This window comes from Dyella sp. NPDC103356, assembly GCF_055584465.1.
The window spans coordinates 334,702-350,871 of sequence record NZ_JBVJLZ010000003.1 but is presented as its reverse complement, the minus strand read 5'-3'; the positions used below and the strand labels follow the sequence as shown (position 1 = coordinate 350,871).

The window sequence follows — 16,170 nt, the reverse complement described above, 5'->3', positions numbered from 1 at the left end:
TGGGACGTCCGATCTTGGTCAGGCGCCGCGTGGCTTGCATAGGGCCACTTCGTTCGATTCCGGCTAGGCCAATCGACCAGGTCAGTCGCTTACGATGAGACAGTCAAGCTGGAAATTAGCTGTCATGTCTTTTGATACCTGACGTCGTAGCAGGTAAAACTTCGCAATTCCGCGGTCGTGGGAGCGGCCGGGCATAGCGAACGTGCGGGTCAAGGTGACAGCTGTCATTGGCGACGGCTGATGGGGAGCAATGGCTGCCTGTCAGGCGCTTCGTCATGCTGCATTCCATGGTCAAACCGGCCGATGAGCCGGCGGGGAAAAGCGTGAATCAAGCAGATTTACTAAAAGAACTGCGTATCGACCGCAGTCAGCGCGAGGAGCATCGTGCCGGCCCGCCACGTTGGCTGTGGCCACTGCTAGGGGCGTTGATCGTATTGCTGCTATTGGCAGTTGGCGCCTGGTATGTGCTCAACCAGAAAGCCATCACGGTGCAGACAGCCGTTGCGGTATCGCCATCGAGCAATCCCGGCGCCGGTGCGGTACTACAAGCGACGGGTTACGTCACCGCACGCCGGCAGGCGACAGTATCGGCGCAGATCACTGGCACTTTGACCGAGGTGCTGATCGAAGAGGGCGACCGTGTGCAGAAAGGCCAGGTGCTCGCTCGTCTGGACGACAGCGCCTACAAGGCCAGCTTGATGGCATCGCAGGCGCAGGCGGCTGCCGCCCATGCCCTGGTCAACCAGTTGCAGGCACAGGCGGCGCAGAACGAACGTGACGCCGTACGTCTGGAATCGCTGGTGGGTCGCGGCCTGGTCTCCAAGCAAGATGCCGAGCAGGCGCGGACCCAGGTCAACAGCATTCGTGCGCAGCTGATCTCGCAGCAGCGGCAGGCCAAGTCCGCCGACGCGCAGGTCACCGTCGCCGAAGTCAATTTCGACTACACCGTCGTGCGTGCCCCCTTCAGCGGCGTGATCACCACCAAGGATGCGCAGGTCGGCGAAATCATTTCGCCGCTCTCGGCCGGTGGCGGTTTCACCCGGACCGGCGTGGGCACCATCGTCGACATGGATTCGCTTGAAGTCGATGTCGACGTCAACGAGGCCTATATCGGCCGCGTCAAGGCGAACATGCCGGCCGAGGCCGTGCTCGACGCCTATCCGGACTGGAAAATACCCGCGCATGTCATCGCCATCGTGCCCGCGGCCGATCGCGGCAAGGCAACGGTGAAGGTGCGTGTGGCGCTGGAAAACAAGGACGGCCGTATCGTGCCGGACATGGGTGTACGCGTGTCGTTCCTGGAGCAGGCGGTCAATGCGCCGGCCGCTGTCGTACCCAAAGGCGTGCTGGTGCCGGCAACCGCCATCGCACAACGGGATGGGCACAGCGTGGTGTTCGTGCTGGCGGGTGAAAAGGCGCAGCAACGTACGGTCACGCCGGCTGCGCAGAACTATGGCGACATGCGTCTGCTGCCCGACCAGGTACAGGCAGGCGACACGGTAGTGATCTCGCCGCCTGACGATTTGAAAGACGGTATGCGCGCGGCAGTCGCCGCCAAGGCGCAGGACTGATTAACGACGCATCACTGGGAGCATTTGCATGACTACGTTGATCGAAATCCGCGACCTTTCCAAGGTCTACGAGCGCGGCAAACAGAAAGTCGAAGTACTGCACCACATCAATCTCGACATAGCTCAAGGCGACTTTCTCGCTCTGATGGGCCCCTCGGGTTCGGGCAAGACCACCTTGCTGAACCTGATCGGCGGTTTGGATAGCCCGACCGGCGGCCACATCAGTGTCGGCGGCGAAAGCATCGACAAGCTCGGTGCGGGCGCCCTGGCGCGTTGGCGTGCGGCGAACGTCGGCTTCGTCTTTCAGTTCTACAACCTGATGCCGATGTTGACCGCGCAGCGCAACGTGGAGTTGCCCTTGTTGCTGACCAAACTGTCCGCGGCGCAACGGCGCAAGAATGCCGAAATCGCCTTGCAGTTGGTGGGCTTGAGCGATCGCGGCTCGCATAAGCCGACCGAACTGTCAGGCGGTCAACAGCAACGTGTCGCGATCGCACGTGCGATCGTATCGGACCCCACCTTGCTGGTGTGCGACGAGCCCACCGGCGACTTGGATCGCCAGTCGGCCGAAGAAGTGCTGGGTCTGTTGCGTCAGCTCAATCGAGATCATGGCAAGACCATCGTGATGGTTACCCACGATCCCAAGGCCGCCGAATACGCCAATCACACCCTGCATCTGGACAAGGGCACGCTGGTCGAACAGGCCACGGCCTAAGGGGGCAGCATGAAATACCTCCATCTCATCTGGGCTGCCTTGTTTCGGCGCAAGACGCGCACGATTCTCACGCTGGTCTCGATCGTCGCCGCGTTTTTGCTGTTCGGTATGCTCGATGCCGTGCGCAGCGGATTCGATCAGGCCGGCAAAAGCGCCAACGGCGCGCAGCGCCTGCAGACCGGTTCGCGGCTATCGTTTATCCAGACGCTGCCGCAAGGCCTGGGCGCACAGATCGAACAAGTGCCGGGCGTGAAGTCGGTTGCCTATGCCAACTGGTTCGGTGGCGCTTATCAGGATCCGCATAATCAGATTTTCAGTTTCGCGGTGAGCGACAACTACATCGACCAGTATCCCGAGCTGGACGTGTCGCCAGACGCACGAAAAAACTACGAGGCTACGCGGACCGGCATTCTGATCGGCGAGCAGCTGGCGAAGAAGTACGGCTGGAAGGTCGGCGACAAGATACCCTTGCAATCGACCATCTTTCCCTTGCATGACGGCACCAAGAACTGGAGCTTCGACGTCGTCGGCATCATGCACGCGAAAGATAAGAGCGCCGGTTGGTACGACCAGATGATCCTGATGCACTGGAAGTACTTCGACGACAGCACGCCCTATAACCGCGGCACCGTGGGCTGGTATGTCAGTCGTGTCAACGACGTGAATCAGGCCGATCGGGTCGCCAAGGGCATCGACGCGCTTTCGGCCAATTCCGATCACGAGACACGCACGCAGACCGAGCAGGCCGCCAGCGCTGCGTGGATGAAGCAGCTGGCCGATATCGGGCTGATCGTCGGATCGATCATGGGTGCGGTGTTCTTCACGTTGCTGCTGCTGTCGGGCAACACCATGATGCAGGCGGTACGTGAGCGCACCAGCGAGCTGGCAGTGATGAAGACGATCGGCTTCTCCAGTCATTCGGTCATGGCCATGGTGCTCGCCGAGTCGGTGTTGCTGCTACTGCTGGGTGGCGTCATCGGCCTTGGTCTGGCGATGCTGGCCGTTGGCGGCATGCAGACGGCCATGGGCGGCGGCATCCCCATGTCCAGTATCGGTGCGGACATCTGGATTCGCGGTGTGGTGTTGATGATCGTCATCGGCTTGCTGGTCGGCGCCTTGCCGGGCTTGCGAGCGATGCGACTGAACATCGTCGATGCATTGGCCGGTCGCTAAGGAGCGCGCCATGAAATTTTTGCAGAATCTGGGTTTGTTGTTGCTGCTCGTGGTGGCGCTGGTGATCTGGGTGCTATTACCCTGGCCGGCCCTGGTAGCGTTGGCAGTCGTGTTTGCCTTGTGGATGGCTCTGACCCGGCGTGGCCGCCAGGCCGCTTCGGTCACCATGGTCGGCGTAAGCACGTTGCGTCAGCGTCTGGGCTCCTCGGCCGTGGTGGTCATCGGTATCGCCGGCGTGGTCGGCGTGCTGGTGGCCTTGCTGGCCATGGCCGAAGGCTACGCCGAGACGCTGGTGAAAACCGGCAGCAACGATACGGCCATCGTGATGAGAGGCGGTTCGGCCAGCGAAGTGATGTCAGTGCTCGAACGCGACAGCATCGTCGTCATTCCACAAGCGGCGGGCATCGCCAAGGATGCGCAAGGTCGCCCCATTGCCTCGCCGGAAATCGTCGTTGCCGCCAATCTTCCGCTAAAAGGCAGCACTGCTGACGACGAAGGCAGCGTGCAACTGCGCGGCATCGGCGAGCAGGGATGGGCGGTTCGGCCCAACTTGAAGATCATCGATGGGCGCAAGTTCAAGCCGGGCATGCGCGAGTTGATCGTGGGAAGTGGCGCGCAGCGCCAGTTCGCGGGGCTGACACCAGGCCATGAAATCAAACTGGGCAATCAAAGCTGGACGGTGGTCGGTGTCTTCGCTTCCGGCGATGCGCTCGACTCGGAAGTCTGGGGCGATGCCGATGTCGTGGCCGATACGTATCGGCGTGGCGGAAGCCGTGCTTCGATCACGGTAAAGCTGACCGATCCGAAGTCGTTCGACAGCTTCAAGTCGACACTCGCCGCCGATCCTCGCCTCAAAGTAGATACCACGACTACGTTGGAGTATTTCTCCAAGCAGTCGGAGGGGATGGCCAAGATACTGCGCATCATCGGCATCGTGGTGGGTTCGATCATGGCGATCGGTGCGATCTTTGGCGCGCTCAATACGATGTTTGCCGCGGTGGCGACGCGCGCCCGCGAAATCGCCACACTGCGGGCCATCGGGTTTCGCGGCTTGCCGGTCGTCGTTGCGATCATGCTTGAGACCATGTTGCTGGCCCTGATCGGAGGCTTGCTTGGCGGCCTGCTGGCATGGCTGATCTTCAACGGCTATACCGCTTCGACCTTGGCTGGCGGCTCCGTGGGACAGCTTACCTTCGCGTTCAAGGTCTCGCCGCAGTTGTTGTGGCAAGGTTTGAAGTGGGCCTTGGCGATCGGTTTTATCGGCGGCCTGTTCCCGGCCATGCGCGCCGCACGCCTGCCGGTAACGACGGCATTGCGCGAGCTGTGAGGCTCCAGGGAGCGCACGCTTGGGCGTGCGCTCCCTAGGCGCGGCAACTCCCAGCTTTATTTGCGCCTGGCGCCATGGCGCTTGCCTTCCTGCGGCCTGCCCGCCATAAAGTCATACGCCTACGCGTAGTTGGTCTTCATGGTGAATGTCCCTTTCCTTCTCATTTCTTAGCATGAAGCGGCAATGACAGTTTGTCATTGCTTTCAATCATCAAGGGAATGACATGAAGACATCTGCCTGCAAATGGTTTTGTGGAGCGTTGGTGCTCTCGCTGGCATGGAGCGCACAAGCGCATACGCCTGACAGCGAGGCTGAAAACGGACTGGTCAAAGTGGCCGACGTGGTCGATACCGATATCAGACTCGGCGATGGCGCAGTAAGAGGCCTGGTCGACCTGGACTACCCGAACGCGACTTTCCTGCGTATCCACATGGCGGCCGAAGGCTTGCCGATCGATGGAGAAATTGTACTGACGGATAGTCAGAACCAGGTGCAAACCATTCCTGCAAGCGATGTGATCAACGCTGGGGCGGGCGGGTATTACGCCATGTCCATGGACAGCGATCACGTGAACCTGCAGGTCGTCGACGCAGATGGCAACGTGCTGGAGCACGGTTACAGCTTGCGCGTGGACAAGGTCGACGTGGGTTTTGGCGAGATCGCTAAAAAGCGGGAACTTGAGACGCTAGCAGTTATTGGCGCCGACCAGCGCCAGCGTGCGGTGTGCTATCGAGAGAGTGCGCCAGCGGCTTATCGCAACGCACAGGCAGTAGGACGTGTCTATGGTCATGGCTATGTCGGCACCGCTTGGCGGGTAAGTTCCCAGAATCGCATGCTGACCAACCATCACGTCATTGGCAATGCACAGAACCCGGCGGATTTTGAGGTCTGGTTTGGCTACGAACACGTCAATTGCGGCAACGATGGCAAGGTGCAGCCTGGCGTCAAGGTGCGCGGCGGCCAGCGTCTGGTAGGCGACAGCGGGTTGGATTTCCAACTATTTACCCTTAACGAATCGCAATTCGGATCGGTGCGGCGATTTGGTTATCTGGGTCTTGATGTCGGCGCATTGACGCCGGGGCGGGTTATCTATATTCCCCAGCACGGTGGAGGGAGTCCTCGCCAACTGGCGCTATTCGTTGATGGTGGCGGTCGTTGTCGTATCGACGCGACCACCGGAACGGTGGCGCGATACTCATGCGACACCGTCGGTGGAAGTTCCGGTTCGCCAGTGATCGACTGGAACACCAACAAGGCGATTGCTCTGCACAATTCCACCATTGGAAGCGCCAACCAGGGAAATCGGATCAACCAGATCTGGCCGCGTATTCAGCCCTACTTCGCTAACGGTTCGGTTCCATAGATCGATCCGGCAGGCCGTTGTGTTGCATTCCGCCGTTCAAGGCATGACCGGCGGGATGTACTGTAAGGTTTCGCCCAATAACCAAAGCATGCCAAGCACCAGCGGCAAGTGCACGAGCAGCTGGATAAAGGTAAAGCCCACGACATCGCGGGCCTTGAGCCCGAGTACGCCGAGCAAAGGCAGCATCCAGAATGGATTGATCAGATTGGGCAACGCCTCGGCTGCGTTATAGACCTGCACCGCCCAGCCCAGATGTACATGCAAGTCGTTGGCCGCCTGCATGACGTAGGGTGCCTCCACCAACCATTTGCCACCACCGGATGGCACGAAGAAGCCGAGGATGGCCGAATACGCGCCCATCACCAGGGTGAAGGTATCGGTCGAAGCGACATGTACAAACAGATCCGACAGGCGATGTGCCAGCGTTTCGCCGCCGCTGCCGGGCGCATGCGTCAGCAACTGGGCGATGCCGCCATAGAGCGGAAACTGGATGAGTACGCCCGCTGTGCTCGGTACGGCACGTGACACGGCGTTGAGAAAGCTGCGCGGCCGCCAGTGCAATAGCACGCCCAGCGTCAGAAACAGAAAATTGTACGTATTGAGATTGGCGATCGCGACGACTACCGGTTTGCTTGCAAACTCGTAGGCCAGCCAACCAAGTCCCAGCAGGCCGATCAGGATCGAAAGGAGCGGGCTGTATTCGAGCCATTCGCCAGGCCGGCTGCGTGGCGGCAGTGCCGGTGTGGAACTTTCGACAACACCAAAATCCTGAGCGGTACGCGCATGGTCCTTGGATGGCGCGGTGAGCCAGCAGATCAGCAGCGACACCAGGATCAGTGCGGCTGTCAGCACGATGGATTGCCACAGAAATATCGTCTGGCTAAACGGCAGCGCACCCGTGATCTTCAGCAAGCCGGGCGGCATGCTGGCCGGGTTGGCTTGCAATTGTGCCGCTGACGAAGAAAGGCCCATGGCCCACACCGCACCGAGCCCCAGATATGCCGCCGCGCCCGCTGCGCGATAGTCCATGTGCAACGCTTCGCGACGTGCCAGCGCACGTACCAGCAGCCCGCCGAACACCAGCGAAAAGCCCCAGGACAATAAAGAGGCCAGCATGCTGATCAGGCCGACATAGCAGATGGCGCTTCGCCCGCTGCGCGGCATGCGCGCAAGCACATCGATAAAACGCGCCACGATCGGCGCTGTCGCCACCACATAACCGCCGATCACCACGAACGCCATCTGCATGGTGAATGGGATCAGACTCCAGAAGCCGTCGCCGAATGCGCCGACGGTCGCTTGCGGTGTCGCACCGAATGACAGCACGGCGATGGCGACGATCAGGACACCCAGTGCAGCGAAGATCCACGCATCCGGAAACCAACGCTCCGACCATGCGGCGCTGCGCAGCGCCGCGCGAGCCAGAAAGCCTTCTCGATTCTTCATGAGTTGTCCTGCGCCGTTTGTTGAGCCACGCGTTAGATGTTGGCGATACCTGCATTCGTTGAATAGGTAGACTTAGGTATCGATGAAAAAGATTATGAAATACATGTAGTTGCGTATTTGTCTCGGGCGACTTCCGTCGCCGTGAAAGGCCCGGTTTTCGCCGAATAATTATTTTTTTGAATGGTGGCACAAAGGTTTCGGATTATTTTTATAGGCGGCGCGCTGTGCCGCGCTTAGCATTTCTCACGTGCTCCTATCGGGAGCCATGGTGGCAGGTAGCGCGGTAACCAGTGCGCGCAGGGCTGGTTTGAAGGGAAGCTATCGTCAAAGCGCAAAAAGAGTCACTTGAGCTTGGAACCAGGATGGTCCTTGCCTCTCGATCACCGCCGGGTGCTTTCGATCCTGCGGGTTGTTGGTTATCACCATGCATTGCTTTGTCGTCAGTCGAAAGGCTGCTGACGAAGGCGTACGCCCAAAACGGCGGATTCAATACTCAACTTTTCAGGATTATTTGCAATGAAGCAAATCCAACTCGCCTCCGCGATCGCCCTCGTCATGGGCCTCGCCGTTTCCAGCGCTGCCTCGGCCATGACCACCGGCGGCACGATTACCTTCACTGGCGTTGTCACTGACGCGACCTGCACCGTCAAGGGCGGCGCGGGTTCCGACGGCGGCGAAGGCAACTTCACCGTGGCACTGGAGCCGGTCTCCGCTACCGAGCTGCCGGCAGCTGGTGCAACCGCCAAGATCAAGGACTTCCAGGTGATTCTGGGCGGCCCGGGCCAGGGTACGTGCGAAAACGGCAAGGTTGCCCGCATGTCGTTCCTGCCGTCCAGCCCGCGCATCGATCCGGCCACCGGCACGTTGAACAACGCGCTGACGGGCGAAGCCGGCAACACCAACGTGCAGGTGCTGGATAGCACGCACGCCGCCATCGACCTGCGCGATCCGGCCAATGGCGTGGATTTCCCGGCCATTGCCAACAACACCGCCGTTGTCGACTTGGCGGCGCAGTACTACGCCACCAACGCCGCAACGCCGGGCCTGGTGTCGACCAGCGTTGTGTATTCGGTTGTCTACAACTAAGTAGCGCCGGTTCGTTCCGCTTCGGCGACCGGTTCGCGGTCGCCGAAGTCTTCCCTTCCCATGAGGTGAGTCATGAATAACGTATTGCGCTATGCCATGGTCGGCTGTCTCGCGCTTGGCGGCTTGGTTGCCGCACGCACGGAAGCCAGCGTGGTGATCGGCGGCACGCGTGTCGTGTATCCGTCTCAAGACAAGGAAGTGACTGTCAAGCTGACCAACGAGGGCACGGCGCCGGCGTTGGTACAAGTGTGGCTTGACGATGGTGACGAGAAATCGACACCTGACACGGCCAAAGTGCCGTTTACCGTCGCACCCCCTATTTTTCGTATCGATCCCGCGCAGGGCCAGGCCGTGCGTGTGGTCTATACCAAAGAACCGCTGCCGACCGACAAGGAAAGCGTGTTCTGGGTAAATATGCTCGAAGTGCCGCCGAAATCGGCGGACGAAGGTAAGAACCGTTTGCAGTTTGCGTTTCGTACGCGCATCAAGTTGTTCTTTCGTCCGCAGGGACTGCCCGGTGAGGCCGGCACCGCGCCGGACAAGCTGACCTGGAAACTCGCTGCGGGCGAAGGCGGCAAGGGCGTTGTCGTGCAGGCGACCAACCCGACGCCGTACTACGTGTCGTTCGCGCACGTGGGCCTGAAGGTGGGCGACCGCAGCATCGAAGGCGAAGGCGGCATGGTCGCTCCCGGCAAGACCGAAAGCTTTCCCGTACCAGGTCTGACCACGATGCCCGGCGCCGATGCGCAAGCCGAGTTCACCACCATCAACGACTACGGTGCGCTCAACAAAGTCGTCAAGCCGCTCAGCAGATAACGCGCATCGCGTTGCTTTGAATGTTCCGAGGATCGCGCGACGCGCGGTCCCGGGATCGCTAGTCCCCTTCTGGAGGCCGTGGTGTCTTGTAGACAGTCCAACGCATTTGCGTCGAATGCATCGGCCATGCCGATGCGTCTGGCTGCGCTACCGGCCTGGATCGCACTGATCCTGGGACTGCCTGCTGTCACCCATGCGGCCGATCCCGCTCCACCGGCGAGCCCCGCGGATCCGATCGATCCGGCAGCCGCCCATCCAGCCCCGGCTTCGGTATCGTTCGATGCGGATTTTTTCCCGGCAGGCATGGCGCCGAAAGTCGATCTGTCGCGTTTTGAAAAAGGCAATGCCGTGTTGCCTGGCGACTATTACGGTGATATCCGCTTGAACATGCGCTGGCGCGCACGCGGCGATATTACATTCGCCAACCCGCCGGGCAGCGACGAAGCGCAGCCGTGCTTTGACGCGGCGATGTTGACGAGCTACGGCGTCGACCTGAAGAAAGTCGCCGCCGATGCTACCTCCAAGGGCAAGCTGCCGATTCCGCAAGGGCGCTTTTGCGCTCCGCTGGGCGACTATATTCCCGGTGCTTCGACACAATTTGACATAGGTACACAGAATCTCTCGATCTCGGTGCCACAGATCTACGAGTCGCGTAATGCGCAAGGCTATGTCGATCCGTCCCAATGGGACGCGGGCATCAACGCGGCGGTGTTCGCCTATAACGCCAATCTCTATCGCTCGGGCAACGGCCGACAAGAGACCAGCGGCTATCTTGGCCTCAATGCCTCGATGAACTTCGGCTCGTGGCACGTGGCGCATCAGGGCGCGGCCAATTGGCGCGAGCACGGCGGCTTGAGCTACCAGCGAAGCGCCACCTATCTGCAGCACGACATCCCATCCTGGCAGGCCCAAGTCGTGGCCGGCGATACGTTCACCAGTGGCGACATGTTCGACAGCGTGCGCCTGCGTGGCGTTCGCCTGTACACCGACGACCGCATGTTGCCGCAGTCGCTACGTGGCTTTGCGCCGGTCGTTCGCGGCATCGCCGAAACCAATGCGCATGTGATCGTGCGCCAGAACGGCTACGTCATCTATGACGTCAATGTGGCGCCGGGCGCCTTTGCGTTCGACGATCTTTATCCCACCGGCTACGGCGGTGACCTCAACGTCGAAGTGCAGGAGGCCGATGGCCGTATCAAGCGCTTCGTCGTGCCGTTCTCAGCGGTGCCCCAATTGCTCCGCCCGGGGCAGCAGCGCTGGAGCGTATCGGCTGGCAAGGTCGAGCAGAGAAACCAGGTCAACACGCCTAACCTGCTGCAAGCCACCTACCAGCGTGGTCTGACCAATCGCGTCACGGGCTACGGCGGCGTCACGCTGGGCGACGGGTATCGCGCGGCGCTGGTCGGCGCCGGCCTGAACACGGCTATCGGCGCTTTCTCCAGCGACCTGACGCAGGCGCGCAACCAAGTCCCGGGCGCGCGCGCCACGCAGGGACTCAGTACGCGCGTTGCGTTCAACAAGAACATCGTGCAGACCGGTACCAACTTTGGCGTTGCCGCGTATCGTTATTCGACTGGCGGTTACGTCGGCCTGAACGATGCGGTGACGATGCGCACCTGGGCGGCACGCGGTGAGGGCAGTCTGCTTTCGCGGCAGCGCAGCCGCATGGATATCAACGTCAATCAGAACCTGCCGGGCAACAATGGGCAGGTCTTTCTGACCGGATCGTCCATCAACTACTGGAACCAGCGCGGTCGTCAGGTGGATTTCACGGCGGGCTACAGCGGCTCGTGGAAATCGCTGAGCTACAGCTTTTCCGCGCAGCGCACGCGCGACAGCCTGGACGCAAGCGGTTTGTTCGGCAACACGCTGTCCAATCGCATTCCGGGCGATGTCACGCCGGTTGCGAGGCTTCCCGCCTTACAGACGCGACGCGACACGCGCTTGTTCCTGACGGTCAGCATGCCGTTGGGCCGCACCGAAAACGCGCCGTTGATGACCGCGTTGGCGTCGCACTCGCCGCGTGATGGCGGCAACGAGCAGGTGACCGTTGGCGGGGTCTATGGCGCCGAGCGCCGACTGAGTTACAGCGGCACCTTGAGCCACGCCGCCGGCGGCAACAATGCCGCGGTCAGTGGCCAATACAACGGCAGCTTCGGCAACGTCGGCGCAAGTTACAGTCGCGGCAGCAACTACACGCAGCTCGGCGCCAGCATGTCCGGCAGCCTGGTGGTCTATCGCGGCAGCGCGGTGTTTTCGCCGCCGACGGGCGACACCATCGGTCTGGTCTATGCGCCGGGCGGCAGGGGCGCGCGCATCGAAGGCGGCCAGGGTTCGGTGCTGGATATCAATGGCTATGGCGTCGTGCCGTATCTGCAGCCGTACCAGCTCAATACAGTGGCGCTGGATCCCAAGGATGCGAGCGCGGGACTGGAACTCAAATCCAGTCAGCTCGATGTGGCACCGCGTTCCAATTCGGTCGTGTTGATCAAGTTTGACTCGAAGACCGGCCGCGCACTGCTGGTCGAAACGAGCTTGCCCGATGGACGCCCCATTCCATTCGGTGCCGACGTGCTGGATGAAAAGGGCGGCAACATTGGCATCGCCGGTCAGGCCAGCCGTCTCTACATCCGAGACATGCCGTCATCGGGCATGGTCACCGTGCAATGGGGCGATAGCGAATCGGATTCGTGCCAGATCAACCTGCAGCTGAAGCCGCGGGATAAGGATGCACATATGGACATGGAAAAAATCCAGGCGCCATGCATCCTCAAGGTGTCGGCCAGCACGCCACAAGCCAATTCGCCCGTTGCCAGTCCGGTAGCCGCGCTAAGCCAAAGCAATCGTAGCGTGCAGTCCGGCGGCGTAGCGGAATACGCTCCTCTGCAATCCAAACATATTTCCCACGGCTTGACCGCGAGGGACGCTATATGACGATGCCAATTCTTAATTCGGCGCCACTTCAAGTCGCTGCTAAAAAAAGGGCGCGCTCGGTGCACTTTTGGGCCGCATCGATGTTGTTGCTGCTTGTGTCGGTTGTCGCTCCGGCATGGGCGGCCAGCTGCACCATGACGAATCCTTCTATAGCTATCAACGCGCAAACAACCATCCGTGGCTCCATAACGGTCGGTCCCGATGCGCCTGTGGGATCGGTGCTTTATCACGCCAGATATTGGTCCACCACGCCCATCTCGTTAAATTGCCCGGCCGGTAACTTCTACACGCGAAAGCAGTATTTTAGTTTGCCGCACCCGACACCCGTCCCGGGGGTAACTTCCCAAAGAGGCCAGGCTGTCTATCCCACATCGATTCCCGGCATCGGTGTGTACGTCTGGAGTAACGACGAAGATTTGCCGGTGAATAGCTTCTTTGGCACTTATACAAATAATTGGTCCACGACTTTGACCGGAGGAGGTAGCCTCAGCGCTTTTACCTCTTTCGACGTATATCTGATCAAAACCGCGGCTGGCTCAGTAGGGGCTGGAACGATCAGTGGTAGTGATCTTCCCATCGTTGCGTTTAGCTTCGGTGACCCTGGCGCGCTTCCGTACCTTGGTTATCTCGTGGGGAGCTTCGTAGGTTCCGTGAGCGTCGTGGCGCAAACATGCCAGACGCCCTCGAATCTTACCGTTCCCATGGGTACGCATCTGACGACGGAACTGAAAGGTCAAGGCACCACCACGAACACATGGGTGCCCGTGGATATCGCGTTGACCAACTGCCCGGCGTTCTTCGGGTACAGAGGCACGACGACTGACGTAAGAAACGCAACCCCGGTAACGGATTTCAATATCAGGTCCAACTCGATCTTCTATAGCGTCAACCCGTCGTATGGCGTGGCCAACGCCAGCAATGGCGTGATGAATCTTGCACCGGGCGGAGCGACGGGCATTGGTATTCAGCTGACTAACACGAGCGGAGCGGCGGTCCGGTTCAATACCAGCACCGACTCCAATCTGAATCTTCTACAGACGGCTGGACAGCGCTACACCATCGGACTTCAAGCCCGTTACTACCAGACGGGAACCTCGATCACTGCGGGGGCGGCCAACTCCACCGCCACTGTCACGCTCACTTACAACTGATCATGGGGGCGGCTGTGAAACACTTTCGTTCCATATGGAGTTTCGGTGCGGCACTCGCACTGCTGCCGACCATGGCTTGGTCGACGGCGAATATCGTTGTCAACTTTCAAGGATCGTTTGTCGCTCCGACGTGCAATTTCTCGGTAAACGGCGGAAGAAGCACGAATATAGGCACGTATCCGAACAGCTATTTCAATACGAATACGTCAACACCTGCCGTGCAGATTCCGATCGTCGCGACGGGATGCACCACAGGCATCAATACGATACATCTGCGTTTCTCGGGAGCGGCCGATTCGTCGAACAATCAGCTATTTGCCGTGAATCCCGGTTCGAGCGTCACCGGCGTGGGCATCGAGCTGCTTTATAACGCTCAGTCAGCGCGTATCCAGCCGGGTTCTACGGTCAATTGGGTCGGCGTCGATCCGAGCCAGCCAACCAGCACCTGGAATTTCTGGGCGCGTTTCTACAAGACAACCGGGACGATTGGCGCGGGAAGCGTCAATGTGCCCATCACCATCAACTTTACTTATAACTGATTCGGCTCGTGCCAGGACATTGTCATGCGTATATCCACTTTGAAACTTGCTGTTGCACTCGGCTTAGTTTGTGCCGCGCCGTTTGCGCAGGCTCAGTCCACGGTCTTCAATATCACCGGCACGATCACCATGGGCACGTGCACCATTGCCGTCAACAATGGTGCCAACGTCAACGTGGGTAGTTTCAATGCCGCGCTTTTTACCGGCAGCTACACGTCGGGATTTGTTAACTTTGCCGTGGCGGTATCCAACTGCGCCCCTGGCATCACCAAGATAACGCTCAAGCCAACCGGATCGGCTGACTCGAACAATTCAATCTACTGGAGCAGCAGGCTGCCCGGCGCTCCGTTTGAGTTGCGCGATGCCGTGACGCCCTTTGCCAATCTTCCCCCGAGCGGGGCGACTTCGATCGTCATCAATAATCCTTCCAGTAATGGCACGCCAACAATCCGTGTTCTGCAGGCGCAGTTTCATCAGACGGCTGACCTGGTCGCGACCAGCATTGGTGCGGGTAGCGCGACGGTGACATTGGGCGTTGCGTACAACTGAAGGAGTCGACGGTCATGATGCGCAAATGCCTGATGCTTTCGGGGATCGCGGTACTGGCAGCCCATGCCGGTACTGCCTGCGCGCAGGCCCAATTCGATATCCATGGCACCATCGAGCCGGGAACCTGCGAATGGGTCGTCGGCGATGACGACAAGAAGGTCCTGTTCGATCCGATCGACGTCACGGCCTTTCCTGCCGCCGGCGGTGCCGGCTTCAAGACCTTCGCGCTCGGGCTGCGCCACTGCACGGCGGGTTTGACCCGCGCCACGTTTGTTTTTTCCGGCGCGTCCGATGCGAACGATGCCATCCGTTTTGCCAACAGCGGCACGGCAGTTGGCGTGGCGGTAGAGCTGCAGGCAGCCGATGGCTCGACGATTGCCGCCGATGGCAGCAACAGCTCGCGCACCGTGCCTGTTACCGCCGGGAATGCGGTGATCCAGCTTCGCGCGGGCTACTGGCGGATAGGCGCGCGTCCCCTGACCAGTGGCACGGTCTCCTCGGTGGCGCTGGTGTCGGTCAGCTACAACTAAAGTTGCTTCTGCAAGCTGGAGGCCATCACGCGCGCCGCAGGCGGAAGATGGTCAAGATGATCACGCTGAGCAGAATGATCGCCATGCCTAGCAGGTCGTAGGGGCCGACATGTTCACCGGCAATCATCACACCGAATAACACCGCAACGGTGGGATTGACGTAAGCATAGCTGCTGGCAAGCGCGGGCCGGGCGTTCTTGAGCACGTAGAGATAGGCGCTGAACGCGATGATCGAACCGAAGATGATCAGATAGCCGAGTGCGAGCGAGGCCTGCAGCGTGGGGTGTTGCGGCAAGCGCTCGCCGAGACCGAAGCCGACCAGCAGCAGCGCGACACTCGCGCAAAACATCTGCACCGCCGTATTCATTGGCCCGGCGGGCATGTCCTGGTGTTTGCTCCACATCGAGCCGAAGGCCCAGCTGATCGAGGCGACCAACAGCGCGATTGCGCCGATCCGCGAACCCGACAGGCTGCTGCCAAGGTTGAGAATGATGACGCCGAAAAAGCCGATCGCCAGGCCGACCGCTTCGCTACGTGTCGGCCATGCACCGTAGAGGCCGGAAAACAGCGCAATAAACAACGGCACCGAAGCAACGGCGACAGCCGCAATGCCCGAGCTGACCTGCTGCTCGGCAAAGCACACCAGGCCATTGCCAAAGCCCAGCAGCAGAATCCCCGTAATACCCGCATTGCGCCACTGCAGTCGCGTCGGCATGGGTACGCCACGCAAACGCAATACGCCGAAAAGCAGCGCGCTCGCTACGAGAAAGCGCAGGCCAGCGAGCAGAAACGGCGGATAGCTTTCCAGCGCAAAGCGGATACCGAGATAGGTGGATCCCCAGATCACGTAGAGCGCAAGCAGTGCCAACGGAATAAGCACACGCGGCTGTGCGAGCGCGGACGGCGCGCTGCTGGCCATGGTCGAAGCCGAATCGGTCATAAGAAGTTTGCCCTGAGCGCCTGGGGGGAG

Annotated in this window: 14 protein-coding genes; 12 read left to right on the top strand and 2 right to left on the bottom strand. The window is 60.3% G+C overall.

The annotated features are described in order from the left end of the window. The first annotated feature begins 323 nt into the window (after positions 1–323). The 5 genes from ACZ6WW_RS08410 (at position 324) to ACZ6WW_RS08390 (ending at position 6,149) form a co-directional block, all read left to right on the top strand. Positions 324–1,571: an efflux RND transporter periplasmic adaptor subunit gene (locus ACZ6WW_RS08410; protein WP_465273801.1), complete on the top strand. Its 1,248-nt coding sequence runs from the start codon at positions 324–326 to the stop codon at positions 1,569–1,571. Between the two features lie 28 nt (positions 1,572–1,599). Then, a complete protein-coding gene (locus tag ACZ6WW_RS08405) occupies positions 1,600–2,286 on the top strand; it encodes an ABC transporter ATP-binding protein (RefSeq protein WP_465273800.1) in 687 nt (228 codons plus the stop codon). Positions 2,287–2,295: 9 nt separating this feature from the next. Then, positions 2,296–3,459, top strand: coding sequence for an ABC transporter permease (locus ACZ6WW_RS08400; RefSeq protein ID WP_281850460.1), 1,164 nt, complete (start codon positions 2,296–2,298; stop codon positions 3,457–3,459). Between the two features lie 10 nt (positions 3,460–3,469). Continuing rightward, complete coding sequence (locus ACZ6WW_RS08395) at positions 3,470–4,786, top strand: ABC transporter permease (protein WP_465273799.1); 1,317 nt, start codon at positions 3,470–3,472, stop codon at positions 4,784–4,786. A 223-nt stretch (positions 4,787–5,009) separates the two neighbouring features. Further along, positions 5,010–6,149, top strand: coding sequence for a trypsin-like serine peptidase (locus ACZ6WW_RS08390; protein WP_465273798.1), 1,140 nt, complete (start codon positions 5,010–5,012; stop codon positions 6,147–6,149). A 36-nt stretch (positions 6,150–6,185) separates the two neighbouring features. Here ACZ6WW_RS08390 and ACZ6WW_RS08385 read toward each other — a convergent pair whose 3' ends face one another. Then, entirely contained in the window at positions 6,186–7,595 is a 1,410-nt protein-coding gene (locus ACZ6WW_RS08385) for a short-chain fatty acid transporter (protein WP_465273797.1), read from the bottom strand. Positions 7,596–8,111: 516 nt separating this feature from the next. Here ACZ6WW_RS08385 and ACZ6WW_RS08380 point away from each other — a divergent pair. The 7 genes from ACZ6WW_RS08380 (at position 8,112) to ACZ6WW_RS08350 (ending at position 15,200) form a co-directional block, all read left to right on the top strand. Then, positions 8,112–8,681, top strand: a complete 570-nt coding sequence (locus tag ACZ6WW_RS08380) for a fimbrial protein (protein WP_281850456.1) — start codon at positions 8,112–8,114, stop codon at positions 8,679–8,681. A gap of 72 nt (positions 8,682–8,753) precedes the next feature. Then, on the top strand, positions 8,754–9,497 hold the full coding sequence (locus tag ACZ6WW_RS08375; protein ID WP_281850455.1) for a fimbria/pilus periplasmic chaperone: 744 nt from the start codon (positions 8,754–8,756) through the stop codon (positions 9,495–9,497). Between the two features lie 81 nt (positions 9,498–9,578). Beyond that, the gene (locus tag ACZ6WW_RS08370) at positions 9,579–12,431 is read left to right on the top strand and encodes a fimbria/pilus outer membrane usher protein (protein ID WP_465273796.1); all 2,853 of its coding nucleotides are present in this window, start codon (positions 9,579–9,581) and stop codon (positions 12,429–12,431) included. Next, on the top strand, positions 12,428–13,582 hold the full coding sequence (locus ACZ6WW_RS08365) for a fimbrial protein (RefSeq protein ID WP_465273795.1): 1,155 nt from the start codon (positions 12,428–12,430) through the stop codon (positions 13,580–13,582). The genes ACZ6WW_RS08370 and ACZ6WW_RS08365 overlap by 4 nt, the downstream gene beginning before the upstream one ends. 14 nt (positions 13,583–13,596) lie before the next feature. Further along, a complete protein-coding gene (locus tag ACZ6WW_RS08360; protein WP_465273794.1) occupies positions 13,597–14,121 on the top strand; it encodes a fimbrial protein in 525 nt (174 codons plus the stop codon). A 24-nt stretch (positions 14,122–14,145) separates the two neighbouring features. Continuing rightward, entirely contained in the window at positions 14,146–14,670 is a 525-nt protein-coding gene (locus tag ACZ6WW_RS08355) for a fimbrial protein (RefSeq protein ID WP_465273793.1), read from the top strand. Between the two features lie 14 nt (positions 14,671–14,684). Beyond that, positions 14,685–15,200, top strand: a complete 516-nt coding sequence (locus ACZ6WW_RS08350) for a fimbrial protein (RefSeq protein WP_465273792.1) — start codon at positions 14,685–14,687, stop codon at positions 15,198–15,200. 25 nt (positions 15,201–15,225) lie between these two features. On the opposite strand, the gene yedA is transcribed toward ACZ6WW_RS08350, so the two are convergent. Next, the gene (gene yedA, locus ACZ6WW_RS08345; protein ID WP_465273791.1) at positions 15,226–16,140 is read right to left on the bottom strand and encodes a drug/metabolite exporter YedA; all 915 of its coding nucleotides are present in this window, start codon (positions 16,138–16,140) and stop codon (positions 15,226–15,228) included. Positions 16,141–16,170: the final 30 nt, after the last annotated feature.